Source organism: Klebsiella sp. SWET4, assembly GCF_024296565.1.
In the GTDB taxonomy this organism is placed as follows: Bacteria; Pseudomonadota; Gammaproteobacteria; order Enterobacterales; family Enterobacteriaceae; genus Klebsiella; species Klebsiella variicola.
On the sequence record NZ_JANCOB010000015.1, the window covers coordinates 1 to 15674 of the forward strand.

At 53.7% G+C, this 15674-nt stretch carries 14 protein-coding genes; 6 read left to right on the forward strand and 8 right to left on the reverse strand.

All coding sequences use genetic code 11. The annotated features are described in order from the left end of the window. Positions 1-126 precede the first annotated feature (126 nt). Positions 127-633 (reverse strand): molybdopterin-guanine dinucleotide biosynthesis protein MobB, encoded by a 507-nt coding sequence (mobB, locus tag NKJ21_RS24280; protein ID WP_016162031.1) that lies wholly within the window; start codon positions 631-633, stop codon positions 127-129. Then, on the reverse strand, positions 630-1211 hold the full coding sequence (gene mobA / locus NKJ21_RS24285) for a molybdenum cofactor guanylyltransferase MobA (protein WP_254733261.1): 582 nt from the start codon (positions 1209-1211) through the stop codon (positions 630-632). Before mobA ends, mobB begins: the two co-directional genes overlap by 4 nt. 71 nt (positions 1212-1282) lie before the next feature. Between mobA and NKJ21_RS24290 the strand changes: the two genes are divergently transcribed. The 3 genes from NKJ21_RS24290 to dsbA all read left to right on the forward strand — a co-directional run bounded on the left by NKJ21_RS24290 (position 1283) and on the right by dsbA (position 3265). Beyond that, positions 1283-1552, forward strand: coding sequence for a YihD family protein (locus NKJ21_RS24290; protein WP_002882612.1), 270 nt, complete (start codon positions 1283-1285; stop codon positions 1550-1552). A 75-nt stretch (positions 1553-1627) separates the two neighbouring features. After that, positions 1628-2614, forward strand: coding sequence for a serine/threonine protein kinase (locus NKJ21_RS24295; protein ID WP_008807918.1), 987 nt, complete (start codon positions 1628-1630; stop codon positions 2612-2614). 27 nt (positions 2615-2641) lie between these two features. Then, the gene (dsbA, locus tag NKJ21_RS24300; RefSeq protein ID WP_008807917.1) at positions 2642-3265 is read left to right on the forward strand and encodes a thiol:disulfide interchange protein DsbA; all 624 of its coding nucleotides are present in this window, start codon (positions 2642-2644) and stop codon (positions 3263-3265) included. Between the two features lie 49 nt (positions 3266-3314). Here the strand turns inward: dsbA and NKJ21_RS24305 are convergent, their stop codons facing one another. After that, positions 3315-4214, reverse strand: a complete 900-nt coding sequence (locus NKJ21_RS24305; RefSeq protein WP_008807916.1) for an acyltransferase — start codon at positions 4212-4214, stop codon at positions 3315-3317. Between the two features lie 396 nt (positions 4215-4610). Between NKJ21_RS24305 and polA the strand changes: the two genes are divergently transcribed. Further along, positions 4611-7403 (forward strand): DNA polymerase I, encoded by a 2793-nt coding sequence (gene polA, locus NKJ21_RS24310; RefSeq protein WP_012543290.1) that lies wholly within the window; start codon positions 4611-4613, stop codon positions 7401-7403. 347 nt (positions 7404-7750) lie between these two features. Here polA and yihA read toward each other — a convergent pair whose 3' ends face one another. Next, a complete protein-coding gene (gene yihA, locus NKJ21_RS24315) occupies positions 7751-8383 on the reverse strand; it encodes a ribosome biogenesis GTP-binding protein YihA/YsxC (protein ID WP_008807914.1) in 633 nt (210 codons plus the stop codon). Positions 8384-8967: 584 nt separating this feature from the next. Between yihA and yihI the strand changes: the two genes are divergently transcribed. Together yihI and hemN are read left to right on the forward strand one after the other, a co-directional pair. Next, positions 8968-9474, forward strand: a complete 507-nt coding sequence (gene yihI, locus NKJ21_RS24320) for a Der GTPase-activating protein YihI (protein WP_008807913.1) — start codon at positions 8968-8970, stop codon at positions 9472-9474. Between the two features lie 188 nt (positions 9475-9662). Continuing rightward, on the forward strand, positions 9663-11036 hold the full coding sequence (gene hemN / locus NKJ21_RS24325) for an oxygen-independent coproporphyrinogen III oxidase (protein WP_022064970.1): 1374 nt from the start codon (positions 9663-9665) through the stop codon (positions 11034-11036). Positions 11037-11075: 39 nt separating this feature from the next. Here hemN and NKJ21_RS24330 read toward each other — a convergent pair whose 3' ends face one another. The 4 genes from NKJ21_RS24330 to glnA form a co-directional block, all read right to left on the reverse strand. Further along, positions 11076-11186, reverse strand: coding sequence for a YshB family small membrane protein (locus tag NKJ21_RS24330; RefSeq protein ID WP_004152951.1), 111 nt, complete (start codon positions 11184-11186; stop codon positions 11076-11078). A gap of 110 nt (positions 11187-11296) precedes the next feature. Next, the gene (glnG, locus tag NKJ21_RS24335; protein WP_008807911.1) at positions 11297-12706 is read right to left on the reverse strand and encodes a nitrogen regulation protein NR(I); all 1410 of its coding nucleotides are present in this window, start codon (positions 12704-12706) and stop codon (positions 11297-11299) included. Between the two features lie 8 nt (positions 12707-12714). Then, on the reverse strand, positions 12715-13764 hold the full coding sequence (gene glnL, locus NKJ21_RS24340; RefSeq protein WP_008807910.1) for a nitrogen regulation protein NR(II): 1050 nt from the start codon (positions 13762-13764) through the stop codon (positions 12715-12717). Positions 13765-13952: 188 nt separating this feature from the next. Then, positions 13953-15362 (reverse strand): glutamate--ammonia ligase, encoded by a 1410-nt coding sequence (gene glnA / locus NKJ21_RS24345; protein ID WP_004203622.1) that lies wholly within the window; start codon positions 15360-15362, stop codon positions 13953-13955. Between the last annotated feature and the right edge of the window lie 312 nt (positions 15363-15674).

Below are 15674 nucleotides of genomic sequence, written 5' to 3' on the forward strand. Positions count from 1 at the left end.
GATTCGCACCCGCCCTGCACGACCTGTAGCCCGGACAAGGTGCGCAGCACCGCCTTCGGGGAGGCCCCTGTCTGCCGATGCCATTCATTAACGTCTGTGTTAAGAAGCAACCCTACCGATAAACTGCTAATGCCTCTCTAACCAATTCGCAATAAATGTCGCGATCTGTTGAATATCATTTAAATCCAACTGCGGAAGCGAGGTCGCGATGGGCATATCGCTGGCCACGGCGATGGTATGTTCATCAATTATCAGCTCTTCTACACGATGGCCGCTGTTTTGCCGAAAAAGTAGGATCTTCGGCACGGGTTCATGTTTGAACCCCTCCACTAAAACCAGGTCCAGTTTGCTGACATCCATTCGACTGACAAGCCACGTGAGATCTAATCCCGGCGTCTCTGGCGTCTCCGTCATCAACGCCCAGCGCTGTTCGCTGGCGACAATAGTCTGCGCAGCGCCCGCCTTACGTAATTCATAGCTATCTTTGCCGGGCTTATCGACGTCCATATCATGATGGGTATGTTTTATCAGCCCGGGACGCAGACCTCTGACGCAAAGCTCAGGGATAAGACGCTTTAATAATGTTGTTTTTCCGGTACCGCTCCATGCGGCGATCGCCAGTAATGGGGTCATGATGGCTCCTGCATCTGCTGCAAATCTTCAAGCGTATTTACATTGATGAACGCTGATTTCACATCGCTGAAATTCACCGGGCGCCCACCCACTTGTCGCATAAAGACCATCACCCTGCGCTCTCCATGAGCCAGATAAGCCTCCAGTTCCGGAATGATTTGACGATGAACTAATGCAACGGCGGGATGATCCCGTTCGCCGTCATGGGCCCAAACGACCGGTGCGGCCCCTTTCTGCTGGATAAAGCGCTCCACCAAAAAGGATGGAATGAACGGCGTGTCGCAGGGGCAAAAAACAAACCATGGGCTCGCGACCTGCTGCATCACAGCAAGCATTCCGGCCAGCGGCCCCTGATAATCCTCCTGTATGTCTCGAAAGACCGGATATCCGCTGGCACGCCACTGTTCAAGATGACGATTGGCGCTAATGACTAACTCATCTACCTGCGGGGCTAATGTCTCCGCGACGTGACGCCAGAGAGGGCGACCATTTAGCGCCTGTAATCCTTTATCAATGCCGCCCATTCGCGTGGCTTTGCCGCCTGCCAGCACGACGCCGGTTATCGCCTCGCTTTGCATCTGAATATCGCCTCTTTCATTGTGGGATTGACCCTGTTAACTTGTCCCTATCAAGAGTAAGGAGCATGACCATGAAATGTAAACGTCTGAATGAAGTAATTGAACTCCTTCAGCCTGCCTGGCAGAAAGAGCCTGAACTGAATCTGATGCAATTTTTGCAGAAACTGGCGAAAGAGGCTGGCTATGATGGCGAACTGAGCGATCTTTCCGACGATATTCTGATCTATCACCTGAAGATGCGTGACTCTTCTAAAGATGCCGTCATTCCTGGTATTCAGAAGGATTATGAAGAGGACTTTAAAACCGCGCTGCTGCGCGCCCGCGGGGTAATAAAAGAGTAAAAGGTTGTAAGCGCTGCCGCGTAAAGTGCAATGAGATGATATCCTGAACTATTCGTACGATTATCGGATGTCAGGATGCACGATAAGGCTTTTACTTTTCAGACGCTTCGCCCGGATACCATTATCGATGGGTTATTCGATCTGGGTATGCGGGTGGACTCCGGTCTCACCCCGCTAAACAGCTATGAGAACCGCGTTTATCAGTTCCAGGACGAAGAGCGCCATCGCTATGTGGTAAAGTTCTATCGTCCTGAGCGCTGGTCCGCAGAACAGATCCTTGAAGAACACCAGTTTGCACTTCAGCTTGTAGAAGATGAAGTGCCCGTTGCTGCGCCGCTCTTCTTTAACGACAGCACGCTTCATCAGCATCAGGGATTCTACTTTGCCGTTTTCCCAAGCCTTGGCGGTCGTCAGTTTGAAGCGGATAACCTTGATCAGATGGAATGGGTTGGCCGCTATCTGGGGCGCCTGCACCAGACGGGCCGCAAACAGCGCTTTACTGCCCGCCCGGAAATTGGCGTCCAGGAGTACCTGCTGGAACCGCGCCAGGTATTTGAACAGGCGACGCTGATCCCCTCTGGCCTGAAGGCCGATTTCCTGAAGGCGACCGATAAACTCATTGCTGCCGTCATGGAGCAATGGCACGGCCGCGGGAACACGTTACGCCTGCACGGTGACTGCCATGCGGGTAATATCCTCTGGCGCGACGGGCCACTGTTTGTCGACTTAGACGATGCGCGAACCGGCCCGGCGATTCAGGATCTGTGGATGCTGCTCAACGGTGATAAGGCTGAACAGCGTATGCAGCTGGAGACCATTGTCGAGGCCTATGAGGAATTCAGCCCCTTTAACAGCGATGAAATCGCGCTAATTGAACCTTTACGCGCTATGCGACTGGTTTATTATCTGGCGTGGTTGCTCAGACGCTGGGACGATCCCGCTTTCCCGGTCAATTTCCCCTGGTTAACCGGGGAGGATTACTGGCGGGGGCAGACGTCGACTTTTCTTGAGCAGGTGAAGGTTCTACAGGAACCCCCGCTTCAGTTAACGCCAATGTATTAATGTGATATATCCAGGAGAGAGTAAATCATGAAAAAAGTTTGGCTGGCGCTGGCTGGTATGATTCTGGCTTTTAGTGCATCCGCTGCCCAGATCACCGATGGCAAGCAGTACATTACCCTTGATAAGCCGATTGCTGGCGAGCCGCAGGTGCTCGAGTTCTTCTCATTCTACTGCCCGCACTGCTACCAGTTTGAAGAAGTGCTGCATGTTTCTGACAATGTGCGTCAGAAACTGCCGGAAGGCACCAAAATGACCAAATACCACGTTGAGTTCCTGGGCCCTCTGGGCAAGGATCTGACGCAGGCGTGGGCGGTGGCCATCGCGCTGGGTGTTGAAGATAAAATTACTGCGCCGATGTTCGAAGCCGTGCAGAAAACCCAGACCGTGCAGAGCGTGGCTGACATTCGTAAAGTGTTTGTCGACGCTGGCGTGAAAGGGGAAGACTACGATGCCGCATGGAATAGCTTCGTGGTGAAATCTCTGGTCGCTCAGCAAGAGAAAGCGGCAGCCGATCTGCAGCTGCAGGGGGTACCGGCTATGTATGTTAATGGTAAATACCAGCTGAACCCGCAGGGGATGGACACCAGCAATATGGATGTCTTCGTCGCTCAGTATGCGGATACCGTGAAGCAACTGGTAGAGAAGAAATAAAAAAAACGCCGGTCACTGACCGGCGTTACCTTAGCTATTCTGGCAGTGACTACCTTTCTTTGTCCCGCATGATGTCAGTCAACTGACGGTCTTTCTCTTCCCATAGCCCATTGAGCCAGCGCTGGAAGCCGCGCTTAAAGTTCTTATCGTTAACGTAATCGCCGTGCAGCTCTTCACCAATAGGAACCAGATTGATACGTACTACAATGCGCGTCAGGCGGCCGCTTAACATATCGTAAAACGGCTTTGTATTATTCTCCGGGTAGCACAGCGTGACATTCAGTAGTTTATCGAACTGCGAACCGAGCACGTTTAACGCCATGGCGATACCTGCCGCTTTAGGCGGTAGCAGGTTATCGTAAGGCGAGCGCGTCTCGTGCTTTTTGGCTTCGGTAAAACGCGAGCCTTCCACAAAATTGACGATAGTCGTCGGATGCGCGCGAAATTTTTCACATGAACGGCGGGTGGTTTCGACATCTTTACCGCGGCGTTCCGGGTGTCTAATAAGGTAACTGCGTGAATAGCGGCGCATAAAGGGCATATCCAACGCCCAGCAGGCGAGGCCGATGAAGGGTACCCACGCCAGCTGTTGTTTAAGGAAGTACTTATTCATCGGAATATGCTTGCGGAACAGCACGCACAGCACCACGATATCTGCCCAGCTATGGTGGTTACTGATCAGCAGATACCAGTTCTTTTTATTTAAGCCTTCCAGACCCTCGACGTCCCATTTAAGCCAGGGATTGAGATGCAACAGCAGCGCCAGCCCTTCGCACCAGCAATACATCATAAAATTGCAAAAAACAGATATAGAGCGCCATACCGCTGGAATGGGGACCAGCAGTTTAATCAGCCCGGCGACGATGATCGGTACAGAGCAGATAATGGTGACTAAGATGGTTAAGGCGATACTCAGCGGAAGTGTTATCGCAGCGAGTAATCTCGACATAGTTAGTTTATTCAGAAAGTTAGGCTGACAAAGAGCGCCTTTAAGCTGCGCAAGGGGCTGATTTTACCAGAAAACGCGGCAAATGACGGGTCTTACGAGAACAGAAAAAAACAAGGATCTTCTATCCACATGGAACATTGGGTCATCAAATTGATGCCAGGATCGTCGATCTGTTTTTAATTAACTGATATATAAAGAGTAATAGTATTTGTTCATTTATTTTCAGGGGCGGTAAAGCTGACGCTGTAAAACTATACACAAAGTTATCCACAAGAAAAGTTGTCATGCGATCGCGACGATCGTTGAATCTTTTCCGCGAAATGCGGGAAAAATTCAGGATTTCATGCCCGTCTGTGGCATCCTTTACCCATAATCTGATAAACAGGCACGGAAATTATGGTTCAGATCCCAGAAAACCCTCTCATCCTCGTTGACGGCTCATCCTATCTTTATCGGGCGTATCATGCGTTTCCGCCGCTGACTAACAGCGCAGGGGAGCCGACCGGGGCTATGTACGGCGTACTGAATATGCTGCGCAGTTTGATCCTGCAGTATCAACCGACTCACGCCGTCGTGGTCTTTGATGCGAAAGGGAAAACCTTCCGTGATGAATTGTTCGAACATTACAAGTCCCACCGCCCGCCGATGCCGGACGATCTGCGCGCGCAGATTGAGCCGTTGCATAAGATGGTGAAAGCGATGGGGCTGCCGCTAATGGCGGTTCCGGGTGTTGAAGCCGACGATGTGATTGGCACCCTGGCGCGGGAAGCGGAAAGGGCGGGTCGTCCGGTGCTGATCAGCACCGGTGATAAAGACATGGCTCAGCTGGTGACGCCGGGGATCACCCTAATCAATACCATGACTAACACCATCCTTGGACCGGATGAGGTGGTCTCCAAGTATGGCGTCCCGCCGGAGCTGATTATCGATTTCCTGGCACTGATGGGCGACTCTTCGGATAACATTCCTGGCGTGCCGGGCGTGGGCGAGAAGACCGCCCAGGCGCTACTGCAAGGCCTTGGCGGCCTTGATACGCTGTATGCGGAACCGGAGAAAATTGCTGCACTGAGCTTCCGCGGCGCGAAAACGATGGCGGCGAAGCTGGAGCAGAACAAGGACGTGGCTTATCTCTCTTATCAGCTGGCGACCATTAAAACCGACGTCGAGCTGGAGCTCACGTGCGAAGAGCTGGAGGTGCAGCCCCCGGCGGCTGACGATCTGCTGGCGCTGTTCAGGCAGTATGAGTTTAAGCGCTGGACAACCGACGTCGAGGCCGGGAAATGGCTGCAAGCGAAGGGCGGCAAACCGGCCGCTAAACCTGCAGAGCCTGCGGCAGCGGCACAGGCAGAAGCAGAGGATGAACCGGCCTCCGCCCTTTCAGCAGAGCACTACGTCACTATCCTTGATGAGGCCACGCTGGTCACCTGGATCGATAAGCTGAAGCAAGCGCCGCTCTTTGCCTTTGATACGGAAACCGACAGCCTGGATAATATCTCTGCCAATATGGTCGGTCTTTCATTCGCGGTTGAGCCTGGCGTGGCCGCCTATGTCCCTGTGGCGCATGATTATCTTGATGCGCCGGATCAGATCCCCCGCGAGCGCGTACTGGCGTTACTTAAACCGCTGCTGGAGGATGAGAAGCTGCTCAAGGTCGGGCAAAATCTTAAATACGATCGCGGTATTTTGGCCAACTATGACATTGAGCTGCGCGGGATTGCGTTCGATACCATGCTGGAATCCTACATTCTCGACAGCGTGGCGGGCCGCCACGATATGGACAGTCTTTCCGACCGCTGGCTGAAGCATAAAACCATTACCTTTGAAGAGATCGCTGGTAAAGGTAAGAACCAGCTCACCTTTAACCAGATTGCACTGGAGGAGGCTGGCCGCTACGCGGCGGAAGATGCCGACGTCACGCTCCAGCTGCATCTGAAGATGTGGCCGAAGCTGCAGCAGCATGAAGGTCCGCTGAATATCTTTAAGCATATCGAAATGCCGCTGGTGCCGGTGCTGTCTCGGGTTGAGCGCAATGGCGTGAAAATCGACCCTGCCGTGCTGCATGCGCATTCACAGGAGATCGCCCAGCGTCTGGTTGAGCTGGAGCAGCGCGCACATGAGATTGCCGGGGAAGCGTTTAATCTCTCCTCCACTAAACAGCTGCAAACGATCCTGTTTGAGAAACAGGGTATCAAGCCGCTGAAGAAAACGCCGGGTGGTGCGCCATCCACGTCTGAAGAGGTCCTGGAGGAGCTGGCGCTGGATTATCCGTTGCCAAAAGTGATTCTGGAGTATCGCGGGCTGGCGAAACTGAAGTCGACCTATACCGATAAACTGCCGCTGATGATTAACCCTAAAACGGGGCGCGTGCATACCTCCTATCATCAGGCGGTCACTGCCACTGGCCGTTTGTCGTCTACCGATCCAAACCTGCAAAATATTCCAGTGCGTAACGAAGAAGGACGGCGCATTCGCCAGGCGTTTATCGCGCCGGAAGATTACGTCATTGTCTCAGCGGACTACTCGCAAATCGAACTGCGTATTATGGCGCACCTGTCGCGGGATAAAGGCCTGCTGACCGCTTTCGCAGAAGGGAAGGATATTCACCGGGCGACGGCGGCTGAAGTGTTTGGCTTACCACTGGACAGCGTCAGCAGCGAACAACGCCGCAGTGCAAAAGCCATCAACTTCGGTCTGATCTACGGCATGAGCGCCTTCGGCCTGGCCCGCCAGCTGAACATCCCGCGTAAAGAAGCACAGAAGTATATGGATCTTTATTTCGAGCGTTACCCGGGCGTCCTGGAGTATATGGAGCGCACCCGCGCTCAGGCGAAAGAGCAAGGGTATGTTGAAACGCTGGATGGCCGTCGACTCTATCTGCCGGATATTAAATCCAGCAATGGTGCCCGTCGCGCCGGCGCGGAACGTGCGGCGATCAACGCCCCGATGCAGGGGACAGCGGCAGACATTATCAAGCGGGCGATGATTGCTGTTGATGAATGGCTGCGGAAGGAGCAACCTCGCGTGCGGATGATCATGCAGGTTCACGATGAACTGGTCTTTGAAGTGCATAAAGATGAGCTCGATGCCGTGTCGAAAAAAATCCATGAACTGATGGAGAACAGCACTACGCTGGCGGTGCCGCTGCTGGTGGAAGTCGGTAGTGGCGAAAACTGGGATCAAGCGCACTAAGTATACAAAGCGCAAAGCGATTTTCTGTAAGTAAGCAACATAACTTATAGCGTTTTGTGAGGATCATTTGAATTTGCTATGTAAATAGTGAAAAAAAACTACAAAAAATGCTTTATCCGTGAGCGAAAGAAGAGTAGAGTTAATCGCGTAGGGTACAGAGGTAAGATGTTCTATCTTTCAGACCTTTTACTTCACGTAATCGGATTTGGCTGAATATTTTAGCCGCCCCGGTCATTTATGACCGGGGCGTTTTTTATTGCGCGAAAGAAAAGTTTGATGTAGTTAAAAGCGCGTAATATGAACGTCCGGATAGGGCGCTACGCGCCGTTATCCGGAAAAAGCGGGGGTTACTCGGCGTCTTCAACGGCTTCTTGCGGCGGGATTTCGTTAAACCAGCTATCCAGCTTCTGTCGTAGCTTATCCACGCCGGATTTTTTCAGCGAAGAGAAAGGTTCAACCTGAATATCGCCATTGAAGGCCAGTACCGCTTCACGCACCATATTCACTTGCGCTTTACGCGCGCCGCTGGCGAGCTTATCGGCTTTGGTCAACAGCACCAGCACCTGAATATCGCTTTCTACCGCCCACTCGATCATTTGCTGATCGAGATCTTTAAGCGGGTGGCGAATATCCATTAGCACCACCAGGCCCTTCAGGCACAGACGTTTTTCCAGGTACTCTCCCAGAGCGCGCTGCCACTTGATCTTCATCTCTTCAGGTACTTGCGCATAACCATAGCCGGGCAGGTCAACCAGGCGTTTGCCCTCGGCGACTTCGAACAGGTTAATCAGCTGCGTACGTCCAGGAGTCTTGGAGGTACGCGCCAGGCTCTTCTGGTTGGTCAGCGTATTTAGCGCGCTGGATTTTCCCGCGTTGGAGCGGCCGGCGAACGCCACTTCAATGCCGGTATCGGCAGGAAGATGGCGGATATCTGGCGCGCTAGTGACAAAGTGCGTCAGTTGATAATTCCAGTTGGTCAAGACGGTCGTCTCCGTTAAAACAGGCTATGGCAGGGATTATACCTGAACAGCAGAAAAAGGCTGTTTTTACCGCACGCCGTTCCTGTAAGTAAAAACCATATGGTTTGTGAGACATTGACTATTCTTCGTATAGGACATACCTGAGAAAAATAAGACGATACAGATGTAATTAACTGAAAAAAAACAAGTTATAAAAATAGAGAAATCTGAAAATGTTTTTTTAACGGCCTGGCTGGTTGTCGATTTTTGTCAACAGGGTAAAGTAATACACAACGGCGGGGATGCTGAAAGGATTAAGACTCAGGACGAGGGGTCAGGAAGCGCCAGGAGGCGAAGACCACAGGATAGTCAGGATGACGCGCGTCTTGGAGACGTTTCAAAGGGAAAAGGAAGAAACAGGGACCGTTGGACGCTAAGGGAAAGACAGGGTAAGTCGTTAGCGAACAGGGAAAGAAGAAGCCCGTTAAGGGTGGTCAGTGAGGAAAAAGGCGACAGAGTAATCTGTCGCCTTTTTTCTTTGCTTGCTTTCTGCTAGATTCCGCCTCAATTCTATACTGAATAATACTGTCTGAAGATTACACACCATGAAAAAACCGACATCCGCCACCCGTGGCAAATCCGGCCGCAAGTCGCGTGAAGAGTTAAATCAGGAAGCTCGCGATCGCAAACGGCAGAAGAAACATCGTGGTCACGCGGCAGGCAGTCGCGCGAACGGCGGCGATGCGGCTTCAGCGGGCAAAAAACAGAGCCAGACGCAAGACCCGCGCGTCGGCAGTAAAAAACCGATCCCGCTGGGCGTGAGCGAAAGCAGCACCCCAGCCCCCAAGCAGCATAAACCAAAGAGCGAGAAACCTATGCTTTCACCGCAGGCTGAGCTGGAGTTGCTGGAGAATGATGAGCGCCTGGACGCGCTGCTGGAACGTCTGGAAGAGGGCGGCACCCTGAATGCTGAAGAGCAGAGCTGGGTGGACGCCAAACTGGATCGCATTGATGAGCTGATGCAGCAGCTCGGCCTCTCTTACGATGACGAAGATGAAGAAGAGGAAGAGCGTCAGGAAGATATGATGCGTCTGCTGAAGGGTGGAAACTAACATTTGCATCCCATCGGATTCCCGGTACTGCTTATAACCCTTCTGGTTATATGTTATCTGCTGTGGTTATTCGTTAAACTACGACGGTTGTCGCGGCGTCAGAAATGGCTGCGCAACCGGCTCATGACCCGCGGTGCGGTGGGGCCGGGACGGCGTACCCGTCGGCGGCACCATCGGAAGGAGTGAGCATGTCTGAGCAGATAATCGACTGGGATCTGGCCCTGATCCAGAAATATAACTATTCCGGGCCGCGCTATACCTCGTATCCCACCGCGCTGGAGTTTTCACCGCAATTTGGCGCGGCGGAATTCGATGCCGCTGTGGCCCGTTACCCACAGCGTCCCCTGTCGCTGTACGTGCATATCCCGTTTTGCCATAAGCTGTGTTATTTCTGCGGCTGCAATAAGATAGTCACCCGCCAGCAGCATAAGGCCGATCAATATCTCGATGTCCTTGAACAGGAGATCATCCACCGCGCGCCGCTGTTTGCCAGTCGCCAGGTTAAGCAACTGCACTGGGGTGGCGGCACGCCAACCTATCTCAATAAGGCGCAAATCAGTCGCCTGATGGATCTGTTGCGCAGCCACTTCCATTTCAGCGCGGAAGCCGAGATTTCCATTGAGGTCGATCCACGTGAGATCGAGCTGGATGTCCTCGATCATTTACGCACCGAGGGGTTCAACCGCCTGAGTATGGGCGTGCAGGACTTCAATAAAGAGGTTCAGCGCCTGGTTAACCGTGAGCAGGACGAAGCGTTCATCTTTGATTTGCTCCACCATGCGCGGGAGATTGGTTTTACCTCGACCAATATCGACCTCATCTACGGCCTGCCGAAGCAAACGCCGGAGAGCTTCGCCTTTACCCTGCAAAAGGTCGCCGAGCTCAATCCTGACCGCCTGAGCGTGTTTAACTATGCGCATCTGCCCACGCTCTTTGCCGCACAGCGCAAAATTAAAGATGCCGATCTGCCCACCGCTGAACAGAAGCTGGAGATCCTCCAGGAGACCATCGGTTCACTGACGGCGGCAGGCTATCAGTTTATCGGCATGGACCACTTTGCTCGCCCAGACGATGAATTAGCGGTCGCGCAACGTCATGGCATACTGCACCGCAATTTCCAGGGTTACACCACCCAGGGGGATACCGATCTGCTGGGGATGGGCGTGTCCGCGATCAGCATGATTGGCGACAGCTACGCCCAGAACCAAAAAGAGCTGAAGCTGTACTACCAGCAGGTGGCAGAGCAAGGGGACGCTCTATGGCGCGGGATCGCGTTAACCCGCGATGACTGTTTACGTCGCGACGTGATTAAGGCGTTGATCTGTAATTTCCGTCTGGATATTGGGGCCGTAGAGGCGCAGTGGGATGTGGATTTTCAGTCTTATTTTGCTGAAGACCTGAAGCTGCTGGCGCCGCTGGCGCATGACGGGCTGGTGGCTGTGGATGATAAGGCCATTCAGGTGACGGCGAAAGGCCGACTGCTGATCCGCAATATCTGCATGTGCTTTGATGCCTATCTACGGCAAAAAGCTCGGATGCAACAGTTCTCCCGGGTCATTTAATGTTTTCCCCTCTCCTGCGGCCGCGGGAGAGGGGAACCATTAGCTGAACAGCCCGACCAGCGCAGCGCACAGCACGGCAGCGACTGCCGTTTGTGGCGTGTGACTGGCTGCGGCGCCGCTCGATATCATACTCACCAGTGATTCAAACATGATGCTCTCCCCTAATGCCGGGCACGATCATACTCAACTCATCGGAACAGTAAAGTACAAAATAGCAGCACTTTGCGCTGAACGGCTAATTTTCATCATGCCGTTAATCACTACTCCATTCCCAGCTCTTTTAGCTTACGCGTCAGTGTATTACGACCCCATCCCAGCAGACGCGCAGCCTCCTGCTTGTGCCCCTGGGTATGGCGCAGGGCGGTCGTCAGCAGCGTGCGCTCCATTTCGGGTTGCGCTTCTGAGAGCAGGTTTTGATGACCGGATCGCAACGCCCGATCGGCCCACTGACCCAGCAGCGTCGCCCAGCTGTCGGGCTGCATCTGCGTCGGGCTGTCCGGAACCGTGGTCTCAAACAGTTCGCTCGGCAGATCCTGCGTCAGTACCTCCTGGCCGGCGGCCATGACGGTGAGCCAGCGACAGGTGTTTTCCAGCTGACGGACGTTGCCAGGCCACGCCAGGCGTGTCAGCGCTGTCTCCGTTTCCGGATGCAACTGTTTGGCTTCAACACCGAGCTCGCGGGCGGCTATCTGCAGAAAATGGCGGGCCAGGCGTGGAATATCTTCCCGGCGCTCGCGCAGCGGCGGTAAATGCACCCGGATCACGTTCAGGCGGTGGAACAAATCTTCTCGAAATTTCCCCTCCTGTACGCGCTGTTCCAGGTTCTGGTGGGTGGCGGCGATGATCCGCACATCGACCTTCACTGGCGCGTAACCGCCCACGCGATAAAACTGGCCATCCGCCAGCACGCGCAGCAGACGAGTCTGGACATCAAGCGGCATATCGCCAATTTCATCCAGGAATAGCGTGCCGCCGTCAGCCTGTTCGAAGCGTCCCTGGCGGACGGTATTGGCGCCGGTAAAGGCCCCTTTTTCATGCCCGAACAGCTCGGACTCAATCAGGTCTTTGGGTATTGCCGCCATATTCAGTGCGATAAACGGCGCTTTTGAACGTGGGCTATGACGATGCAGTGCGTGAGCGACGAGCTCTTTACCGGTACCGGATTCGCCATTAATCAGCACGCTGATGGATGAGCGCGACAAGCGGCCAATAATGCGAAAGACATCCTGCATAGCCGGCGCTTCGCCGATGATGTCGGCAGTTGGGCTGCTTATTGGCGCATTTCGCGGCTGTTGCTGCTCCTGATAGTGGCTTATCGCCCGGTCGACCAGGGCGACGGCTTCATCAATATCAAAAGGTTTGGGCAGATAATCAAACGCGCCTTGCTGATAAGCGCTAACCGCAGCGTCCAGATCGGAATGCGCGGTCATTATGATGACCGGAAGCATTGGATGACGCTGCTTAATCTGTTTGAGCAGCGCCAGACCATCCATTCCCGGCATACGGATATCTGACAGCAGTACATCCGGGGTTTTGGTGGTGAGGGCATCTAGCACCTCATTGCCGCTTTCGAACGTTGTGCAGCTCAAGCCGGCTCCGGTGAGCGCGCGTTCAAGCACCCAGCGGATGGAGCTATCGTCATCAACGATCCAGGCTATCCCTCGTTGCATAAACACCTCTACTTCCGAATAGGCAGGTATACCGAAAATTCGGTATGACCCGGCCAGCTGGTGAATTCAATTTTGCCGGAGTGCTGATCGATAAGGCTGCGGGCGATAGATAAGCCCAGGCCGGTACCGCCTTCGCGGCCGCTGACCATCGGATAAAACAGCGTATCCTGGAGATGGGGCGGAATACCCGGGCCATTATCTTCAACGTCAATACGTGCGGCGAGGCGATAACGCACCCCGTGCAGCGTCAGCTGGAAAGCGGTGCGGGTGCGGAGAACAATTTCACCCCCTTCCGGCCCCAGCGCCTGCAGCGCATTACGGACGATGTTCAGCAACACCTGTTCAATTTGATCCGGGTCGTGGGGTAGCTCTGGTAGGCTGGGGTCGTAATCACGGATTAACTTCACGTTGTCCGGTAACTCCATGGAGACCAGTTTCACTACCCGCTCGGCGACTTTATGGATACTTTCAGTAACGTGCATGCCCGGATGCTGTGGCCCAAGCAGGCGATCGACCAGATTTCTCAGCCGGTCAGCCTGCTCGATGATCACTTTGGTATATTCCGTTAGCGCCGGGTCGGGCAGGGCTTTGCTGAGCAGCTGTGCCGCGCCGCGCAGGCCGCCTAACGGATTTTTTATCTCATGTGCCAGGCCGCGGACCAGATCGCGGGCGGCGACCTGCTGCGCGTGCTGCAGCTGCTCCTGGCTCAGGCGGCGCTGGTTATCCATCGGCGCCATTTCCAGCAGAATAAAGCCTTCCGGCAGCCGCTGGGCGGTCAGCGACAGGATGTGCGAGCGGCCATCAATAACCAGCGTCACTTCGTTATCGGTAAACCCCTGGCCCGCCTGCAGACTCTCCTGCATCAGCCCAATATTCAATGAGAAATAGCTCAACAGCTCAGGTAACGGGGTGCCAAACAGCTTGCGTGAACTTTGCGCCAGCAGCTGCTGCGCCGCAGGGTTGGCAAAATGCACCGCCAGGTCATCATCGACCAGTAAAATACTGTTGATTAGAGAGTTAAGGATCTGCCCAGCATCGGGCAGTGTGCCTGTTGCCATTCGACAGTCTCCTGAAAAAGAGTGCACCAATTTAGTGCAGTATAGCTTTTTATCGGTAAAAAGCTCGCGAGATCAGCGTGTTGGTGGAGAAAAAAGCCCATCCTGAGATGGGCTGAAAGTTTCCACGGCAACAAAATATCCCGGGCATCCCGCGCCACAACACGACATACCCTGGATTTACAGCAAAATTAGACGCTGTAGTACAGTTCGAACTCAACCGGATGCGGAGTCATGCGTACGCGGTCGTTCTCTTCCAGACGCAGGGCGATGTAAGCATCGATAGCGTCATTGGTGAACACGCCGCCAGCCGTCAGGAACTCGCGGTCAGCATCCAGGGCCTGCAGGGCTTCTTCCAGAGAGCCTGCAACCTGCGGGATCTCTTTCGCTTCTTCCGGCGGCAGGTCATACAGGTTTTTGTCCATTGCTTCGCCCGGATGGATTTTGTTCTTGATACCATCAAGGCCAGCCATCAGCAGCGCCGCAAAGCACAGGTACGGGTTGGCAGCCGGGTCCGGGAAGCGCACTTCGATACGACGCGCTTTCGGAGAGGTCACCACCGGAATACGGATGGAGGCAGAGCGGTTACGCGCAGAGTAAGCCAGCATAACCGGCGCTTCGTAACCCGGGACCAGACGCTTGTAGGAGTTGGTGGTCGGGTTCGCCAGGGCGTTGATAGCTTTAGCGTGTTTGATTACGCCGCCGATGTAGAACAGCGCCTGCTCAGACAGACCTGCGTATTTGTCGCCGGAGAACAGGTTAGTCCCGTTTTTCGCCAGAGACATATGGCAGTGCATGCCGGAGCCGTTATCGCCGAACATTGGTTTCGGCATAAAGGTTGCGGTTTTACCGAAGCGGTGAGCGACGTTGTGAACAACGTATTTGTAAATCTGAATTTCGTCCGCTTTTTTGGTCATGGTGTTGAAGCGGGTTGCCACTTCGTTCTGACCTGCGGTAGCCACTTCGTGGTGGTGAGCTTCAACAACCAGGCCCATCTCTTCCATGATCATACACATGGTGGAACGGATATCCTGAGAAGAGTCTACTGGCGGAACCGGGAAGTAACCCCCTTTCACGCCCGGACGGTGACCTTTGTTACCGCCTTCGTATTTGGTGGAGGAGTTCCACGCACCTTCGATGTCATCGATCGCGACATGGGAGCCGGAGATAGAGGCGCCAAAACGGATGTCGTCGAACAGGAAGAATTCTGGTTCTGGCCCGAACAGGACGGTGTCAGCGATGCCAGTGGCGCGCAGGTACTCTTCAGCGCGTTTCGCGATGGAGCGCGGGTCACGGTCATAGCCCTGCAGGGTGCCTGGCTCGAGGATATCGCAGCGGATGATCAGGGTCGGTTCTTCGTAGAACGGGTCAATGACCGCGGTGGAAGCGTCCGGCATCAGGACCATGTCAGATTCGTTGATACCTTTCCAGCCACCGATCGAGGAGCCATCAAACATTTTGCCTTCTTCGAAGAATTCGGCATTTACCTGATGAGACGGAATCGTGACGTGCTGTTCTTTACCTTTGGTATCGGTGAAGCGCAGATCGACAAACTTCACTTCGTGCTCGTTCAGCATCGTCAAAACGTGTTCAGCGGACATACTTAAACTCTCCCGGATTGGTCATTGTCGTCGTGGTAACGAAAACTTCATACTGCTTAAAAGTGGCGTTGTTGCCTTAAAAAATATAAAGCGAAATCTGTGCCAACTTTTAAATGCCCTATAAAACGCTGTATCATGCGCACCATAGTGCAAAAGGACTGCACCATGATGGAGATAATGCACCAAAGTAGTGCCTCAGTGTGAACATTGAGCACCATTTTGGTGCAATTTTTGTTACGGTGCCCTTTTATCGCTCCGTGAAAGCGGTCACAAAGAAACTCTGCAATACTTGTTTGCGGAGGATGTTTGTGA

Coding starts and splice junctions, on each gene's coding strand:
- NKJ21_RS24295 (WP_008807918.1), top strand. CDS start 1,628: ATGCACGATAAGGCTTTTACTTTTCAGACGCTTCGCCCGGATACCATT.
- glnA (WP_004203622.1), bottom strand. CDS start 15,362: ATGTCCGCTGAACACGTTTTGACGATGCTGAACGAGCACGAAGTGAAG.
- NKJ21_RS24330 (WP_004152951.1), bottom strand. CDS start 11,186: ATGTTTGAATCACTGGTGAGTATGATATCGAGCGGCGCCGCAGCCAGT.
- glnG (WP_008807911.1), bottom strand. CDS start 12,706: ATGCAACGAGGGATAGCCTGGATCGTTGATGACGATAGCTCCATCCGC.
- yihI (WP_008807913.1), top strand. CDS start 8,968: ATGAAAAAACCGACATCCGCCACCCGTGGCAAATCCGGCCGCAAGTCG.
- polA (WP_012543290.1), top strand. CDS start 4,611: ATGGTTCAGATCCCAGAAAACCCTCTCATCCTCGTTGACGGCTCATCC.
- mobA (WP_254733261.1), bottom strand. CDS start 1,211: ATGCAAAGCGAGGCGATAACCGGCGTCGTGCTGGCAGGCGGCAAAGCC.
- mobB (WP_016162031.1), bottom strand. CDS start 633: ATGACCCCATTACTGGCGATCGCCGCATGGAGCGGTACCGGAAAAACA.
- NKJ21_RS24305 (WP_008807916.1), bottom strand. CDS start 4,214: ATGTCGAGATTACTCGCTGCGATAACACTTCCGCTGAGTATCGCCTTA.
- NKJ21_RS24290 (WP_002882612.1), top strand. CDS start 1,283: ATGAAATGTAAACGTCTGAATGAAGTAATTGAACTCCTTCAGCCTGCC.
- dsbA (WP_008807917.1), top strand. CDS start 2,642: ATGAAAAAAGTTTGGCTGGCGCTGGCTGGTATGATTCTGGCTTTTAGT.
- glnL (WP_008807910.1), bottom strand. CDS start 13,764: ATGGCAACAGGCACACTGCCCGATGCTGGGCAGATCCTTAACTCTCTA.
- hemN (WP_022064970.1), top strand. CDS start 9,663: ATGTCTGAGCAGATAATCGACTGGGATCTGGCCCTGATCCAGAAATAT.